Here is a 16,510-nt window from a genome sequence, read left to right on the forward strand (position 1 = left end):
GCTAATTCGCTACGCTTTGCCCAAATTTACTTTTTCGCTATGTGTTTATTTTATGTTGGTGAATACCTTTGGTGAACCTTATAATTATAATAAAAAAGCATTGGGAGTTCCTCTTAAGCTTTCCGCTGATATAGAGGAGAATGGGATGCCCCGAAATACAGTAGAAGAGGTTTACATGCAGATCGTAGAAGATTTAAGAGAATCGTCAGCTTTGTTTGAAAAATACCCGAAACGAAGGGGAAATTACCGTATTAATTTACCGACGGTTAATATCTTGTTATCCCGGGTATATTTACATATGGAACGATGGGATAGCGTGATCGTGGCAGCGAATAAAGCTATTCAATATTCCGAAGGCTTGACCGACTACACGAAATTTAGCGGGAGTAACTTTTTCATGTGTTCTTACGATCATTCGGAAGTAGAATGGATTTATGGTGTCGGAGTGAATATCCAGTTTTTTGGTCCCTCGGCTGATCTTCTTTCAAGGTATGATAAAAATGATTGTCGACCCGGGATGTGGTTTGATATGGGCGAATATTCGACCAATCGTTTATTAAAAAAGGATTATGATTGGATGAGTGGATCCGCTACTCCCGTGAATACGGTTCGGATTTCCGAAGCTTATTTGAATCGTGCGGAAGCTTACGTGCAAAAGGGGATGACGGGTGAGGCTTTGGCGGATTTGAACGAGGTGCGCTGTAACCGGATTACGGGATACACGAATATAGAGAATGTCCCGGCAAATTTGTTGGAGGAAGTACGTTTGGAACGACGTTTGGAATTGTGTTTTGACGAGCAACGGTGGTTTGATTTACGTCGTTATGGGATGCCTTCTATTACACATAGATATCGTTATCGAAAAAGCGATCCGTGGGTAATATACACGTTGCGTGAGAAAGACCCGTTGTACACGCTTCCTCTACCCAATGAGGCAATACGAAATAACGTTAGACTGGAGCAAAATGCTTCGGCTTACGAACCCAAGAGATCGGGGGTTGAAGAATGACAAGATTAAAAAAATGATGTAGTATGAAAAAGATATATTGGTTGATGTTTGTGGCACTGGGAATGTTGGCTTGTGCCGAGGATAGCAAGTTGGGGGAAATACCTTCGTTGACACAGGAATATACTTTACCGCAAGGAAATTCTCCCGCGGATGACCGTATCGTGGATTTGCATGATAAATACGGGACGTTTGTTTTGTACGAGTATATAGAAGCGGATTTGAAATGGTTGCAGGTGGACGTGAATAATACTTGGGGCGATTACGAGTATACTCAGCCGAATCCGCTATACGCGGGAAATGTTTTGGATCTATTGGGAGAATGTTGGTTTAGATTTTATCCGGCAGAATTTCATGAGAAATTCATGCCTTACAAGATATTTCTGACCTCAACCTTGAAATATGTGTCTTTCACGGGAGCTGAAACGATGATGAATAGCCGTGTTGTTCAGACTCAAATGGTCGTCAGTCATTGTTCGGAGGAGGTGAAGAATATGACTCAAGCGGATAAGGTTGCTTTTAAAAATGATTTACAATCCAAACTTTGGGGAAGTTGGCTTTCAAAATTTGATATTCCCGGGGAGTTTTATGGTGTAAGTAATTATTACGGTAAGGCTAGTTCTGATCCAACGAATTGGAATTATGCCCGAGAGAGAGGTTTTGTTGCTGATAGCAAAGGTACGGAATGGAGTACGCAAGACCCATGGCCTTCTTCAACTCTAAGTGAAAGTGCCGATCTGGATGCTTTTTTAAGTGGAATGCGCAACCGGACTTCGGAGGAGTGGGCTGAAGATTTGACGTATCCTCTGGTAAAAAAGAAATATGATATTCTGAGGAATTATTTTTTAGAGAAGTTCAATTTTGATATACAGAAGATTGGGGATGCAAATGCGGTAACCGAATAGTAATGTGTTTCTATGATATATTGGAAATAAATCATTGTATGTTTAAATCTTAAATTTTAGGAAATGAGAAAATTTTACGTGCTATTGCTAATACTAGCAATAATGGCTCCTTGTATGCTTACATTGGGGGCAGATAGAAAGAGGAAAAAAGACAAAACAGAACAAAAAAGTGAAGAGGTAGTTAAAAAGAAAAGTAAGTATGATGAGTTGTTAAAAAAATCTAATGTCGTGACTGCTAAAGGTGATTTTGTAACCGTACATAAGATTGGAGGTAAGATTTATTTCGAATATCCGTTAAAATACATGGGACGGGATGTATTGTTGGGAGGTACAGTATCGGCAACTTCCGAACCGATGTTCGTGAATTTGGGATTCAAGTATCAGAACCCGATGTTGCTGGAAGTCGTGATACAGGATTCTACTGTTTTCTTTAATAAGAAGAATGTTGCTTATTCACGAGGCACGGATGAGGCTTGGGCTCGTAAAGCTGTGGAAAGAAATTTCATCCCGCGTTTATACAAGCGTTTCCCTGTTGCGGCTTATAATATCGATAGCACGGCGGTGGTAATTGACGTGACGGAACTTTTAAATAATAACCCGGAACTTTCTCCTGAAGGATATACCGGTATGTTTAAAAATACCCTTATGAAAGAATCCTCGTTCTTCGGGAAAGTAAAAGCTTTCGAGGATAATGTTTCCGTGGAGATAAACCAAGAGGTGCAGATCGGTATGGAGTTCGCTATTTTTAAAGCGTCTTTGGGAAAAGTTTCAACCCGTTCGGTTATCTCAATGCTTTTATTACCGGAAAAGAAAATGAATCCTCGTGTTCAAGATTCTCGTGTAGGAATATTTCCGACTTATAACGGTAGTCACGAAAACGGGACTCTTCCCTTTCGAGAAATTTCGCAGACAGAGGATGGATTACGTTTATATAATCTAGCTAATCGTTGGCGTTTAGAACCGAAAGACATCAAGGCGTGGGAGCGTGGTGAGTTGGTGGAACCCGTGAAGCCGATCGTGTGGTACGTGGATGACGCTTTTCCCGATGAGTGGAGAGAACCGATCAAAGCGGGTGTTTTGATCTGGAATCAAGCTTTCGAGAAGATCGGTTTCAAGAATGCGATTCAAGTTCGTGATTTCCCCGTGAATGACCCGAGTTTTGATCCGGATAACCTGAAATATTCTTGCTTGCGTTATTTGCCTACTCCGGACGCTAATGCTATGGGGCCTTCTTGGGTGGATCCGACAACCGGAGAGATTGTTAACGCTTCGGTTATCGTCTATAATAATATTATACAGTTGATTAATAATTGGCGTTTCGTGCAGACCGCACAGGTAGATTCCAGAGTTCGGGCGAAAAAGATGCCGAAGGATGTTATGGACGAATCGATAGCTTACGTGATCGCCCACGAGATCGGGCACACGTTAGGATTGATGCACAATATGGCAGGGTCGGCAGCTATACCGGTGGATTCTTTACGTTCGGCAAGTTTCACTCGTGAATACGGGACGACGGCTTCCATTATGGACTACGCTCGTTTTAATTACGTGGCGCAACCCGGTGACAAAGGGGTGAAATTGACACCCCCGGGGCTGGGCGTGTATGACGAGTATGTTATCAAGTGGTTGTATAGTCCGATTCCTCAAGCCAAGGATATGTGGGAAGAAGCCGCTATCGCTGAAAAATGGATTGACGAGAAAGCGGGAGATCCTTACTATCGTTATGGACGGCAACAGATAGGTAATCGTTACGACCCCAGTGCTTTTGAGGAGGATTTGGGTGACGATCCCGTAAAGGCAGGAACGTACGGTATCAAGAATTTAAAGTATATTCTTGAAAATATGAATGAATGGATCAAGGACGACGAGGATTTGAGATATCGTTCCGGGATTTATTTGCAGATTCAGCAACAATATTTCCGTTATTTGATGAACGTATTGTATCAGGTAGGAGGTATATACCTGACACAAGTGAAAGACGGGACGGACGGGGAGCCGGTAAGGGCATTGGATCGCAAAAAACAAAAAGAATCATTAGCTTGGGTAATAAACGAGTTACTTCACAGTGAATGGATTAATGCCCCGCAATTATCCGATAAATTTGATTTGGATATAAGTGCATCAGCTAATATAATTAATCGGGTTTCATATTCCTTTTTGTCGACATTGGCAACGAATGTAACCCTCTCTTCGCACGTTTCAAAAGAAAAAGTGCCTTACTCGGTTCGGGAATATTACGATGATTTATACTTGAAGATATTTGCCCCTACAATACAAGGACGGAAATTAACAACAACCGAAAAAGCTTTACAGAATGCATTTCTGCTTTCCGGATTTAGTGCCGGTGGTGGAGGGAGTATGGCTGCTTTGACGAACGATTCGCGTTTCGTCCCGTCGGAAATGTCGCCATTACCTTCTTTGGATGAGATACGAGCTTATGGTTTGGATGAATCCGGAGTATCAAAAATATGGTATGAACAGTTGCAGCAAATTGAAGCACGTTACGGGAAGGGTTCCGTGGCACGTGCCTTGTTTGATAATAATTTTGGACGTTATGTATCACCGTTTCAAAATACGGTTTTCGTGGACGCTATCAGTGAACTCGGGTACTATAATATCGTGATGCTACGAAAAGTGCGTGATTTGGTAAAAGGAAAAGTTGCCACGGCTCACCGTGATGATAAGGCGTATTACGAGGGATTATTGATTAAATTGAATAAGTTTTTCAAATAGATATAAAATGTTTTTGTGTTTGAAAGGTCGTGTCTGTCTGGCACGACCTTTGTCTATCGACTATATGGTAACGAGGGGTGTTGTATTGTGAAAATGAATTCAGATTTGAGATAAATAAATTGCTCCCGGTTTTGATTTAATACCGATATTGATAGTACCATTTTTGTTTTCGGGTATTCTATACGTGTGGAAAAAAGTGTGATAATTTTTTACTCAAAACAATATTGTATGGAAAAATCAATCGTAAAAGTAGAACATCTGTCTCATCGATACAGTGTTCAATGGGCTATCCGGGATATTAATTTCGAGATAACGGAAAATGGAATTTATGGTTTGCTCGGTTCTAACGGGGCGGGGAAATCAACCACGATGAATATCATGTGCGGGGTGTTGAAGCAGACAGAGGGGGACGTTTACATCAAGGGCGTGAGCATGCGTGACAATCCGGTAGAAGCAAAAAAGCATATCGGTTTCCTGCCGCAGAAACCCCCGTTGTATGGTGATTTGACGGTGGAGGAGTTTCTGGCGTTCACGGCGAATATCCGTCGTATTCCGGAAGACGAAGTCGCGGGAGCGGTGAAAAGTGTAATGGAACGTTGTGGGGTAGGCCATTTCCGGAAGCGGTTGATTCGTAACTTGTCGGGCGGTTACCAGCAGCGGGTGGGTATCGCGCAGGCGATTATTCACAATCCGGCATTCGTGGTGCTGGACGAGCCGACGAACGGTTTGGACCCGAATCAGATCATAGAGATACGCCACTTGATAAAAGAGATCGGTGAGGATAGAACGGTGATTCTATCGACGCACATTCTGTCGGAGGTACAGGCGACGTGTGATTATATACGGATGATCGAGGAAGGACAGGTAGTCTTTTCCGGCACGGTGGAGGAGTTTGACAATTATATTGTTCCCAGCACGATATTCGTGACTTTGGCGTCAATGCCTTCGGCGGAGGAACTAAAGGTATTGCCCGGGGTGGTGGATGCCGAGAACACGGGTGGCATGAATTACCGGGTAAATTTCTCGGACTCCCGCGAGGCGATCACCAAGATCGTGGAAACAAGCGTGGCTCGCAACTGGCAATTGCTGGAGATTCGTGCCGAGAAGAGTTCTATGGATAACGTGTTCGCCGAGTTGTCCGCCAAGAGTAAGAAACATTAAAATCGAGAATTTATGAAGATGGCATTTAAAATAGCAAAGATGGAATTGCAATCTTTGTTCTTCTCGCCCGTGGCGTGGTTGTTGCTGGTCGTGTTCGCTTATCAGGTCGGAATGACTATTTCTGATTCGTTGGAGGGAATCGTGGTACGCCAAGCGATGGGATACGAGATGTGGAGAGTGACGGGCAGCGTGTTCGCGGGATTAATGGAGTCGATACAAGGCTCTCTTTATTTGTATATTCCCTTGTTGACGATGAATATGATCAGTCGCGACTTGAACGGGGGGACAATAAAGTTGTTGCAGTCGGCACCTTTACGCAATATTCAGGTGGTAGCCGGTAAATACATGGCTTTGATGGTATTCGGGCTGGCGATGATGGGCGTGATATTGTTTTACGTGATATTCGGTTTGTTCACGATCGAGAATATAGATATTCCTTACGTGTTGACGGGTATTCTGGGACTTTACCTTTTGTTGTGCGCTTATGCCGCTATCGGGTTGTTTGTTTCCAGTCTGACTTCTTATCAAGTGGTGGCGGTGTTCGGTACTTTGATGATTCTCATCCTGTTCAATTACGTGGGCGACGTGGGGCAGAACTACGAGTTCGTGCGGGATATCACTTATTGGCTTTCAATCCGGGGCAGGGTGTTCGAGTTTATTTACGGGTTAATATGCAGCGAAGACGTGCTTTATTTCCTGATCGTGATCGCTATATTCTTGACATGGACAACGCTCCGGTTGATCAACCGGGTGCAGAAGCGGGGATGGACAGTCCGCTGGGGCGCCTACCTTGGTGTATTCGTGTTGGCGATGGGATTGGGGTATCTGAGTTCCCGCCCGATGCTGATGTCGTATTACGATGCCACGAGAACGAAGGGAAATACGCTGAGCGAGGGAAGCCAGAATATCGTGAAGTTACTTGACGGAAAGGTGAAGATCACGACTTACACGAATGTGCTTGACAAGGAGTTTTGGAGCACGCTGCCCGATCATATTAATCATGACATGGGCAATTTCCGTGATTACGTGCGTTTTAAACCGGATATGAAGTTGCGTTACGTTTATTTCTATGACAACGCGGGTAACGAGGAACTGGACGAGCAGTATCCCGACTTGAACGACAGAGAACGGGCAGAACGGATATGTGACAATTACGGGATTCCTTTCTCTATTTTCCTGTCGCCGGAGGAGATGAAGAAAATAGAGGATTTGAGCGCGGAGGGCAACAAGACAATACGCGTGATCGAACGGGAGAACGGGCAAAAGTCTTATTTACGTTTCTATTATCACGGGGGATGGAAGGAGTCCCCGATGGAAGGCGAGATTTCCGCCGCATTCAAACGTCTGGTGATGGACGTACCGACGATAGGCTTCCTTACCGGGCATGGTGAACGCGATATCAACCGGGAAGCCGACCGGGAATACAAGCGTATTTCCAGCGACAGGAATATTCGAAGCTCTATGGTGAATCAGGGGTTCGATATAGAGGAAGTGCGAGCGGATCAGGCTATCCCGGACAGTATCAATATACTGGTGATTTCCGAGTTAAGGTCGCCTTTGAGCGAGCGTGAAAAAGTGCATCTGGACGCCTTCGTTGACCGGGGCGGCAATCTCTTTATACTCGGCGGGCCGGGAAGACAGGAACTGATGAACCCGCTTGTCGAGCGGTTCGGTGTCCGCTTTATGCCGGGGCAGCTGGTGCAACCGACAAAAGATCTTCAGGCTGACCTGATACAGGCTTTACCGACGAAAGAAGGAATAAAATTATGGCCGGGGTTGGATATAATCCGGATATACGAGGGCTGCGTTGCCATGCCGGGCTGCGTCGGTTTGGAATACACTCCCGTCGAGGGGGTGACGGTCACGCCGTTGTTTACCACCGACACGGTGGGATGCTGGAATAGGACACGGGGTGCGGACTTCACGCGTGATTCGATTGTTTATGAACCGGAAGCGAGTGACCGTGCCGGAGTTTTCGCCACGGTAATAGCTTTGAGCTGCGACGTGAACGGCAAGCAACAACGTGTAGTTATCTCCGGCAACACGGATTGCTTGAGTAACGGGGAATTTGCCACGGGCAGGCGGGAAGTTCGCAATTTTAATTACGAGTTGGCTCGTTCCGGTTTCTACTGGTTGTCACACGAGGAATTGCCCGTGAATACTTCCCGTGCGGAGCCGATAGACAGGAAATTGAATGTTAGCGAGTCTGCCATGGAGGTATGGAAGATCGTGTTCATGGTAGTTATTCCCGTTATACTCGCGTTTGCCGGAATCTTGATATGGCTTCGGCGCCGGGGACGTTGATACTTAAAATTTAGATTATGAGAATGATATATAAAATAGCGAAAACCGAGTTACAGATGTTGTTTTACTCGCCTATAGCTTGGTTGGTGTTGATCATATTTACTTTTCAATGTGGTTTGATTTTCACGGGTTCCGTCACGATGATCGAGAAACAGCAAGCGATGGGGTACGATCCCATGTTTATCAGTTCCAGTATTTTCGGTCGCCTTTTCTACGAGGTGCAGAACTATCTTTTCTTGTACATCCCTTTACTGACGATGGGATTGGTAAGCAAAGATCTTGCCGGGGGAACGATGAAACTTTTGTACTCGTCGCCGATGACGAACGCGCAGATTATCTTGGGTAAATACTTGTCCATGGTGATTTTCGCGCTCGTGTTGGTATCTATTTTTATCGTGTACGTGATATTCAGTCTGTTCGCGGTAGAGAACTTTGATGTATTGCAGATTCTTACCGGGATACTCGGTCTTTTCCTTTTGATATGTACTTATGCAGCCGTCGGGTTGTTTTTCTCGACGCTGACTTCTTACCAGATTATTGCGGCAGTGGCGACTTTAGTATTCTTGACTTTCTTGAACTTCATAGACCGTATCTGGCAGGATATTGATTTCGTTCGCGACGTCACTTTTTGGTTGTCACTTCCGCGGCATGCCGGAACGTTTATAGGCGGGATGATTTGCAGCGAGGAGATCGCTTATTTCATCATGTTCCCCGCCATGTGCGTGTGGTTCTCTATCGTGCGCCTGTCTTCCCGCGTGCAGAAGAGTTCATGGGTGCGGAATTTCGCGAAGTACGCGGGTGTTTTCCTTATCATGGCGATGGTGGCTTACGTGAGTTCCCGTCCCGCCTTGATGGGGTATATCGACACGACACGGGAGAATAGTTTAACGTTGACGCCTAACAGTCAGGAAATTGTGAAGAAGCTGAAGGGCGGACTCACGATCACCACGTACAGTAATTTGCTGGATGAGGACTTCATGAAGGCACTCCCTCGTTACCAGAATAATGACGCGTACCAATTTCGTGAATACCTGCGGTTCAAGCCGGAGATCAAGATGAAATACGTGTATTATTACGATTCGGTTCAGAACACGAAACAGAGAGGTTTTTTGTCTGAATTGCCGATGGAGAGAAGGGCAAAACAGATTGCCGCGTCGTTCAAGATCAAGTTGTCGAGATACTTGACCCCGGAGCAGATCAAGCAGGTGATTGACCTGTCGCCGGAGGACAACCGGTTCGTGCGGCAGGTGGAACGGGAAAGCGGGGAGAAGATGTTCCTGCGGCAGTTCGACGATATGATGAGAGATCCGTCGGAGGCGGAGATTTCCGCCGCGTTCAAACGTATGGTGATGGAGTTGCCTACCGTGGGTTTTCTCACCGGACACGGCGAGAGAAGTATCAGCCGCTACCGGGATCGGGATTATGCCAGCTTTGCTCAAAACAAGCGTTTCCGCTATGCCTTGCTGAATCAAGGTTTTGATGTTCAAGAAGTAACATTGGACGGGAATATTCCCGAGCGGATCAATATTCTGGTGATAGCCGACATGCAGCAACCTTTGAGCGAGCCGGAAATGGAACGTCTACAACAATATATCGACCGGGGAGGCAATTTGTTTATCGCGGGAGAGGCGGGCGGACAAGCACGGATGAATCCTCTGGTGCGGCAGTTTGGTGTGGAGTTCACGGATGGAGTACTCGTGAAACCGACAGAGGATTATCAGCCCGATCTAGTGCTGGCATGGCCGACAGAGGAGGCACGGGAATTATCGTATTTCTTCGGGACGATGATCGAGTGGCGCATGTGTGCCATGATGCCGGGTGCTACCGGGTTGAGATACACGGTAGATAAGGGGTTTAAAGTTACGCCGATGTTATTGACGGATTCCACGGGAGTGTGGAATGAACTGGAAACCGTGAATTTCATTGATGATACGGTGCGTTATAATCCGGCGGCAGGGGAGAAGGAACAACAATACACGACGCTTTTGGGATTATCCCGTCCGCTGGGAGAGCGCGAACAGAAGATCGTGATTCTCGGTGACGCCGATTGTATCGGCAACGCGGAATTATTCAAGCCCCGCGAGGGAATGGAGAACGGCAATTTCTATATCATTCTCGGTTCCTTCCAGTGGCTGTCCGACGGTGAAGCCCCGGTAGACGTGCGTCGCCCGAAAGCGATAGATAATAAACTGTTCCTCGGTAAAACCGGGGTGAAAGTGACGGAGATCGCGTTCAAGTGGATTGTACCTGCCGGGTTATTGCTATTGGCTATTTTCGTGTGGATCAGGAGGAGAGGGAGGTGATTTCATCTTCCAATAATAGAACGATTAGACTATTCCACGGGCTCGTCAGGGGAACCCTTGTATTGTTAACGAGTGTTTAACGTGTCGTGAACCGGTGGTGTACCGGTATATACCGTTTACCACCGGTACACCACCGGAACACCACCAGTACACGATACTGGAACACCCCTTGTGTTTCTCTGTTAATATGTTGATGTATAGTGGTTTAGTTGTGTTGATTAATTAACATTTATTAATAGATACAAGGTCGCTTACCCGTGTTCCGCCCCTTTTCCACTCCTTTGATGCCTGATGGTGTAGCTATTTTTAACGCTAAGTGTTGTAATAATTGTGATATTATGTGATATAATTATAAAAGCATTTATAAATCATACATCCCCGGGGCGGGTTCATTTTTCTTTTGAATGGTGAACGTGAGATACGTGTTGTTCATGATATCGATGGCGAGTAGTTTGCCGGAAAGGACACCGGGTTTTTCCAGAATGACTTTTATTACTTCGTTGGCTTGGAGAGAACCGATGATGCCGGGAAGGGCACCGATCACCCCTAGGGGTTGCGAGAAGTCCTTCACGGCATCATGGTACTCGAACAGATCCCGGTAAGTCGGACCGTCGTGATAATTAAAAACAGAGAGTTGTCCCTCGAACTCGCGAATGCTACCGTAAACGAACGGTTTATGCAGTTGCACGCAGGCGTCGTTTATGACGTAGCGGGCATAAAGGTTATCGGTGGCATCGACCACGACATCGTAATTGGTGATGATATCGAGCGCGTTGTCGGGAGTTAATCGGGTGATATATGGTGTAATCCTGCAAAAAGGATTTAATTGAATTAATTTAGCGGCTGCAACGGTTGCCTTGGCTGTCCCCACGTGTGTCGTGTCGTATAATATCTGTCGTTGCAGGTTGGATTCCGATACCGTATCGTCGTCCATGATTCCGATGTGCCCGATGCCGGCGGCGGCAAGGTAGTATAACACGGGAGAACCGAGTCCCCCGGCACCGACTACCAGTACACGGGAATCTTTAATTTTTTCTTGTCCTTGAATTCCAATGTCTTGAAGAATTATATGTCGGTTATAACGTTCCGTTTCTCTAGAGGTTAATGACATATTCTATCGCTTTAATTCTAAATTTGTTCTATTTGTCTTTTAATTATTTCTCTCGTTAATGTGTTGCTTCACGAAACGATTGACGGTACAGATGGAGACCTTGTATTTTTTGGCTATTTTCTTGTAAGGGACGCTGTTATCCATGAGTTCAATGATTTTATCCTTGTTCTGGATTAACACGTTTAACTGCGGGCAACTCCCGTACGGGCGTCCCAGTTTAACGCCTTCCGCTTTCCTGACTGCCAAAGCTTCTCTCGTGCGGATGGAGATCAGATTACGCTCGATTTCAGCCACAAGCCCAAAGGCAAACCCCAAGATTTTGCTATTCAAGTTATTCTCGAAAGTGTATCCCTCTTTCGTGCTGTGAAGAACAATTTTGCGCTGGATGCAGGTATTGATGATATTCATGATATCGATCAATGTCCTGCTCAAGCGCGATACTTCCGTGACGATAAGGCAATCACCCTCTTGCAAAGATTCAAGAAGATCACCGAGTTTCCGGTCACTACTGCTAACTTTACCACTGACTACGTCGTGGTACCATTTATCAATATCAAGACCTCGGCTGGATGCAAATTTCTTAATCTCCTCCTCCTGATTTTCCAGGTGTTGTTTGTTAGTACTGACTCGTAAATACGCAACTACCATAATTGATTTAGTTTTTGACGTTTAAAAAGACAAACGTAACAAAAGGAGGAGAATAAACGTGATACTATAAATGTTAAAATTAGTTATGAAATTCAAGAGAGTGTCCCGCTCTCGACTACATCCATGCATCCCAATCTTTCCACACCGGTTCATAGCCTTGTGCCTTAATGGCTTCCACCATTTCTTGCGGGCTACGGTCATCGTTAATGGCAAATTGCTCCAGTTCCTTGTGGGGAACGACATACCCGCCGGGTTCCGTGCTTGATCCCGCGCTCATCGAGGTTGCCCCCAAGTGCATCACGTGATCTCTGAATTTCCGGCTTTCCCGCGTGGAGATGGAGATTTCTGCCTGTTGATCTAGCAAGCGGTACGCGCAGATCAGTTGCACCATTTGGCGATCGTTGATCGGGTCTTTCGGCATAAAAGCTCCCGCGTGCGGGCGCAAACGGGGCAGGGAGATCGAGAACTTGGATTTCCAGTAGTTCTTTTCCAAGTATTTTAGATGCAAGGCGGTGAAGAAGGCATCCGTGCGCCAGTCTTCCAACCCGAGTAACGCCCCGATTCCCATTTTTTGTACACCTGCCGAGCAAGCTCGATCGGGAGTTTCCAAACGGTAACGATAGTTTGCTTTTCTTCCTTTCGGGTGGTAAAGCGGGTATTGTTTCTCGTTATACGTTTCTTGATACACGCAGACAAAGCTAAGTCCGGCTTCATGCAGGCGGGCGTAGTCTGCCGTGTCGAGAGGTTGTACTTCTATGGCTATTTGTGAGAATTTGTCGCGTACGGTACGGATTACTTCCTCGTAATAATCCACGGTCGTAACGGCGGGTGCTTCTCCCGATACGAGTAATAAATGCTTGAAACCCCAATCGGCGATAACGTCTATTTCAGCCTTAACCTCGTCCAAGGTAAGCATTTTGCGATGAATTTCATTATCATGGTTAAATCCGCAATACACGCAAAAGTTCGTGCAATAATTGGAAACGTAAAGGGGAATGTATAATTGGATGGTATTCCCGAACCTTTCTAGTGTAAGGCGTTGCGCTTCGATAGCCATATCTTCCAATAAAGGAGTGGCGGAGGGTGCAATGAGTGCCATAAAATCGTCTAACGTGCGATGCGGGTTGTTTATGGCGGCAATCGCGTCGTTTTTCGACTTATCCATGATGCTTTGTTTTACATCATCCCAGTCGTAGGTTTTAATTGTATCGTAGAATGTATTCATTTTTTTTATGTTCGCCTTTGGCGAGTTACAGGTTAAATTTGCTTTTAGCAAGTTGCATTTGTCTTCGACAAGTTACATTCGCCTTTGGCGAGTTACATTTACCTTTGGTAAGTTACAAGTTGTAATTGATGTCACTGGCAAAGTGAATTTGCAATTTGCTGAAAGCAAATGCAACCTGTAACCTGCAACTTGCTGAAGGCAATTATAACCCACCACAGGCAGTTTAGTCCAAGAATGCCGTTAGTGGAGAACTGGCTTGCGCGTGGCGGTATTGCTTGGCTAATTTTGCCTCGAATGCCATGCGTCCGGCTTCAACAGCCAGTTTGAAGGCTCGTCCCATTTCTACCGGGTTGGGGGATACGGCAATAGCGGTGTTCACCAACACGGCAGAGGCTCCCATTTCCATGGCAGCGGCAGCGTGTGAAGGAGCCCCGATTCCCGCATCCACGATAACGGGTACCCGGCTTTGCTCGATAATGATTTCAAGCAGATCACGGGTAACCAAACCTTTGTTTGTCCCGATAGGAGCTCCCAAGGGCATTACCGTTGCGGCTCCGGCGTTCTCCAAATGCTTGCATAACACGGGATCGGCTTGAATGTAGGGTAGAACGATGAATCCTAATTTAGCCAATTCTTCCGTGGCTTTCAAGGTTTCAATCGGGTCGGGGAGAAGGTATTTCGGATCGGGATGTATTTCCAGTTTCAACCAATTGGTACCGAGAGCTTCTCTTGCCAGCTGTGCGGCGAACACTGCCTCTTTGGCGGTGTGCACACCGGATGTATTGGGCAATAACGTGATATGGGGTGCTTTAAGGTGGGCGAGTATATCGTCTTCTTTGCTTTCCATGTCTACTCGTTTCAGTGCGACTGTCACGAGTTGCGATTCGGACGCCAGTATGGCATCTTCCATGATCTGATTTGACGCGAATTTACCGGTTCCGGTGAACAGGCGTGAAGTGAATACCTTGTCTGCAATCTTTAATGGTTCCATATTAATTTTAGATTTCTTGATTTTATGATTTAAGATTTATGATTTCAACTGCACTTGTCGCCATTTTTTTTATCGTAAATCGTAATTCATAAATCGTCAATTAATTCGTTTTCAATTGTAACAAAACTTCTTTTGTCTTTTCCGTGATATCGTCGCTGTCTTTCAGTAAAGAGGAGAGGGCGATACCTGTTACTCCCGTGTCTAAAATCGGACGGATATCTGTTTCCCGGATGCCGCCGATAGCGTGTATCGGGAGATGAATACCTGCTTCCCGGCATTTATCCGTGATTTGTTGATAACCTTCCAATCCTAGTATCGGGCTTAGACGCTTTTTCGTGGAAGTAAACCGGAACGGTCCCAGACCGATATAGTCTACTTGTTGACGATAGCGCTCCGCCACGTCGTCAAACGTGTTGCATGTTCCCCCGATAATCTTTGAATAACCTAGTATTTTACGGGCTTCCAGTGGGTTCATATCTTCCTTACCGAGGTGTACCCCGTCCGCATCCAGTTCGATGGCGATATCCACGTGATCATTGATCAGGAATAAAGCATTGTAACGTCGGCAAATTTCTTTCACGGCGTTCCCGGTTCGGATAAATTCCTCTCTCGACACTTCTTTCATCCGTAATTGTATCCAACGGCAACCGCCTTTGCACACGGCTTCCACTTGTTCGGGAATAGGCGTTCCCTCCTTGTGATCCGTGATGTACTGCAACGGAATTTCGTGCAGGTTCGTTGTAGCAGTTGCGTGTATCCGGCTGTGTATACCCAAATTCGTGTCATTTCCCCGAATAAAATCGGATACATAGCGTTGTCCCAGACGACAGGCTTCAGGTAAAGAATACCCGAGAGTCAAGTAGGAGGTAACGGTGGAGGAAAGGACACAACCCGTGCCGTGTTTGCCGTGCTTTCCCCGTGCGACGGAGAAAGTATATATCTCTTCTCCCGTGATCAGACGATCGGACGCCAACGCTTCCGTGTTGTGTCCGCCTTTCCAGAGAATATTGGTATGCAATTGTTTGGCAATTCTTTGCAATCCTTCTGCTTCCAAGTTATTGCCGAAAAGAATCTCCAGTTCGTTTCTATTCGGGGTAAGTAAATATATCTTGCCGAGGATATTTTGTATCGTTTCCATGTTTTCCCCGTTATGAAATTGGAATCCGGCACTTGCTTTCAGAATCGGGTCCCAGATGATTTTCACTTTTGGCAAAGCGGTTGTGAGGTAATCCACTACTTGTGCCAAAGAATCAAAGTTTTCGATCAACCCGATTTTGACGTATGCCGGGGTAAATTCACGGAACAATACTTCACACTGGTGGATAATCTCCCCCGGGGATATCCATTTTGTCCCAAGGTACTCGTTCTGATTTTGGAACGTGATCGCGCTTGCAACTCCTAATCCATATACCCGGCAACATTCAAAGGTCTTGATGTCGGCAGTTACTCCCGCACCGGAACTCTGGTCGAATCCGGCGATGCTTAACGTTTCGTCGGGAAAGATTTTCAGAAAGCGGGAGAGAGCTTCCGAAGGGGTATCCCAAAGGTATCCCAACAGAGCGACTCCCCGGAATCCTAATTTCCGGCAAGTGGTTACATTATCCGCGCTAATTCCCCCCAAGGCAATCACGGGGGTAGAGGTCTTTTTTAATCCTTCCTTCAGCATGTCAGGTGTAAACACGGATTTGTACCCCTGTTTGGAAATACTGTCAAACACGGGGCTTAAAAACACGTAATCGGGAGTGAATGGCAATGTCGCGATCTCTTCAAAGGAGTGGCACGATACGCTGACATGCGCGTACCGTTTCCTGTCCCCGAAATGCTCCGCTTGCTTTGACTTGAGATGAATCCCTCTCAGTCCGTATGCTTCTACCAGATCAAAATGATCGTGTACAACGATGCGTTCCCGGAAACAAGGTTCTATCTTCTGGATAAATCGCTCGTAAACAACCCGTTCTGCATCCGGCTTTCGTAAATGCAACAGGTGCAAACCGTTCTTGAAGAGGCTATTCACGATAACTTCTTCATCCGGAATCCGGTAAGGGGGGGTAATGACGACTATCATGTAGTTAGTTCATAAAGTTTATAAGGTTCATAAAGTTTATAAGGTTTTGGATGTCCTT

11 protein-coding genes are annotated in these 16,510 nt (G+C 45.9%); 6 read left to right on the forward strand and 5 right to left on the reverse strand.

What is annotated here, in order from left to right; translation table 11 throughout:
• The 6 genes from Q5866_RS12180 to Q5866_RS12205 form a co-directional block, all read left to right on the forward strand.
• On the forward strand, positions 1-1,009 hold a 1,009-nt coding region (locus Q5866_RS12180), incomplete at its 5' end, for a RagB/SusD family nutrient uptake outer membrane protein (RefSeq protein ID WP_303180497.1).
• 23 nt (positions 1,010-1,032) lie between these two features.
• Complete coding sequence (locus Q5866_RS12185) at positions 1,033-1,911, forward strand: hypothetical protein (RefSeq protein ID WP_303180499.1); 879 nt, start codon at positions 1,033-1,035, stop codon at positions 1,909-1,911.
• Positions 1,912-1,974: 63 nt separating this feature from the next.
• Positions 1,975-4,644, forward strand: a complete 2,670-nt coding sequence (locus Q5866_RS12190; RefSeq protein ID WP_303180501.1) for a zinc-dependent metalloprotease — start codon at positions 1,975-1,977, stop codon at positions 4,642-4,644.
• Between the two features lie 228 nt (positions 4,645-4,872).
• Positions 4,873-5,805, forward strand: a complete 933-nt coding sequence (locus Q5866_RS12195) for an ABC transporter ATP-binding protein (RefSeq protein ID WP_099292327.1) — start codon at positions 4,873-4,875, stop codon at positions 5,803-5,805.
• 12 nt (positions 5,806-5,817) lie between these two features.
• A complete protein-coding gene (locus Q5866_RS12200; protein ID WP_303180504.1) occupies positions 5,818-8,109 on the forward strand; it encodes a Gldg family protein in 2,292 nt (763 codons plus the stop codon).
• 17 nt (positions 8,110-8,126) lie between these two features.
• Positions 8,127-10,412: a Gldg family protein gene (locus tag Q5866_RS12205; protein ID WP_186975289.1), complete on the forward strand. Its 2,286-nt coding sequence runs from the start codon at positions 8,127-8,129 to the stop codon at positions 10,410-10,412.
• Between the two features lie 361 nt (positions 10,413-10,773).
• Here Q5866_RS12205 and Q5866_RS12210 read toward each other — a convergent pair whose 3' ends face one another.
• From Q5866_RS12210 to Q5866_RS12230, 5 genes are all read right to left on the reverse strand, one after another.
• A complete protein-coding gene (locus Q5866_RS12210; protein WP_303180507.1) occupies positions 10,774-11,523 on the reverse strand; it encodes a HesA/MoeB/ThiF family protein in 750 nt (249 codons plus the stop codon).
• A gap of 39 nt (positions 11,524-11,562) precedes the next feature.
• Positions 11,563-12,171, reverse strand: coding sequence for a recombinase family protein (locus Q5866_RS12215; RefSeq protein ID WP_099292331.1), 609 nt, complete (start codon positions 12,169-12,171; stop codon positions 11,563-11,565).
• Between the two features lie 115 nt (positions 12,172-12,286).
• Positions 12,287-13,396 carry a 2-iminoacetate synthase ThiH gene (gene thiH, locus Q5866_RS12220; RefSeq protein ID WP_099292332.1) on the reverse strand — a complete coding sequence of 370 codons (1,110 nt, stop codon included), beginning with the start codon at positions 13,394-13,396 and terminating at the stop codon, positions 12,287-12,289.
• A gap of 223 nt (positions 13,397-13,619) precedes the next feature.
• Entirely contained in the window at positions 13,620-14,387 is a 768-nt protein-coding gene (locus tag Q5866_RS12225; protein ID WP_099292333.1) for a thiazole synthase, read from the reverse strand.
• A 100-nt stretch (positions 14,388-14,487) separates the two neighbouring features.
• The gene (locus Q5866_RS12230; protein ID WP_303180511.1) at positions 14,488-16,452 is read right to left on the reverse strand and encodes a thiamine phosphate synthase; all 1,965 of its coding nucleotides are present in this window, start codon (positions 16,450-16,452) and stop codon (positions 14,488-14,490) included.
• Positions 16,453-16,510: the final 58 nt, after the last annotated feature.

The sequence above is a fragment of the uncultured Butyricimonas sp. genome, from assembly GCF_959596855.1.
Lineage (GTDB): Bacteria > Bacteroidota > Bacteroidia > Bacteroidales > Marinifilaceae > Butyricimonas > Butyricimonas muris.

Excerpts from the sequence above, each read along its gene's own strand:
- Q5866_RS12185 (WP_303180499.1), top strand. The coding sequence starts at position 1,033 with ATGAAAAAGATATATTGGTTGATGTTTGTGGCACTGGGAATGTTGGCT.
- Q5866_RS12190 (WP_303180501.1), top strand. The coding sequence starts at position 1,975 with ATGAGAAAATTTTACGTGCTATTGCTAATACTAGCAATAATGGCTCCT.
- Q5866_RS12195 (WP_099292327.1), top strand. The coding sequence starts at position 4,873 with ATGGAAAAATCAATCGTAAAAGTAGAACATCTGTCTCATCGATACAGT.
- Q5866_RS12200 (WP_303180504.1), top strand. The coding sequence starts at position 5,818 with ATGAAGATGGCATTTAAAATAGCAAAGATGGAATTGCAATCTTTGTTC.
- Q5866_RS12205 (WP_186975289.1), top strand. The coding sequence starts at position 8,127 with ATGAGAATGATATATAAAATAGCGAAAACCGAGTTACAGATGTTGTTT.
- Q5866_RS12210 (WP_303180507.1), bottom strand. The coding sequence starts at position 11,523 with ATGTCATTAACCTCTAGAGAAACGGAACGTTATAACCGACATATAATT.
- Q5866_RS12215 (WP_099292331.1), bottom strand. The coding sequence starts at position 12,171 with ATGGTAGTTGCGTATTTACGAGTCAGTACTAACAAACAACACCTGGAA.
- thiH (WP_099292332.1), bottom strand. The coding sequence starts at position 13,396 with ATGAATACATTCTACGATACAATTAAAACCTACGACTGGGATGATGTA.
- Q5866_RS12225 (WP_099292333.1), bottom strand. The coding sequence starts at position 14,387 with ATGGAACCATTAAAGATTGCAGACAAGGTATTCACTTCACGCCTGTTC.
- Q5866_RS12230 (WP_303180511.1), bottom strand. The coding sequence starts at position 16,452 with ATGATAGTCGTCATTACCCCCCCTTACCGGATTCCGGATGAAGAAGTT.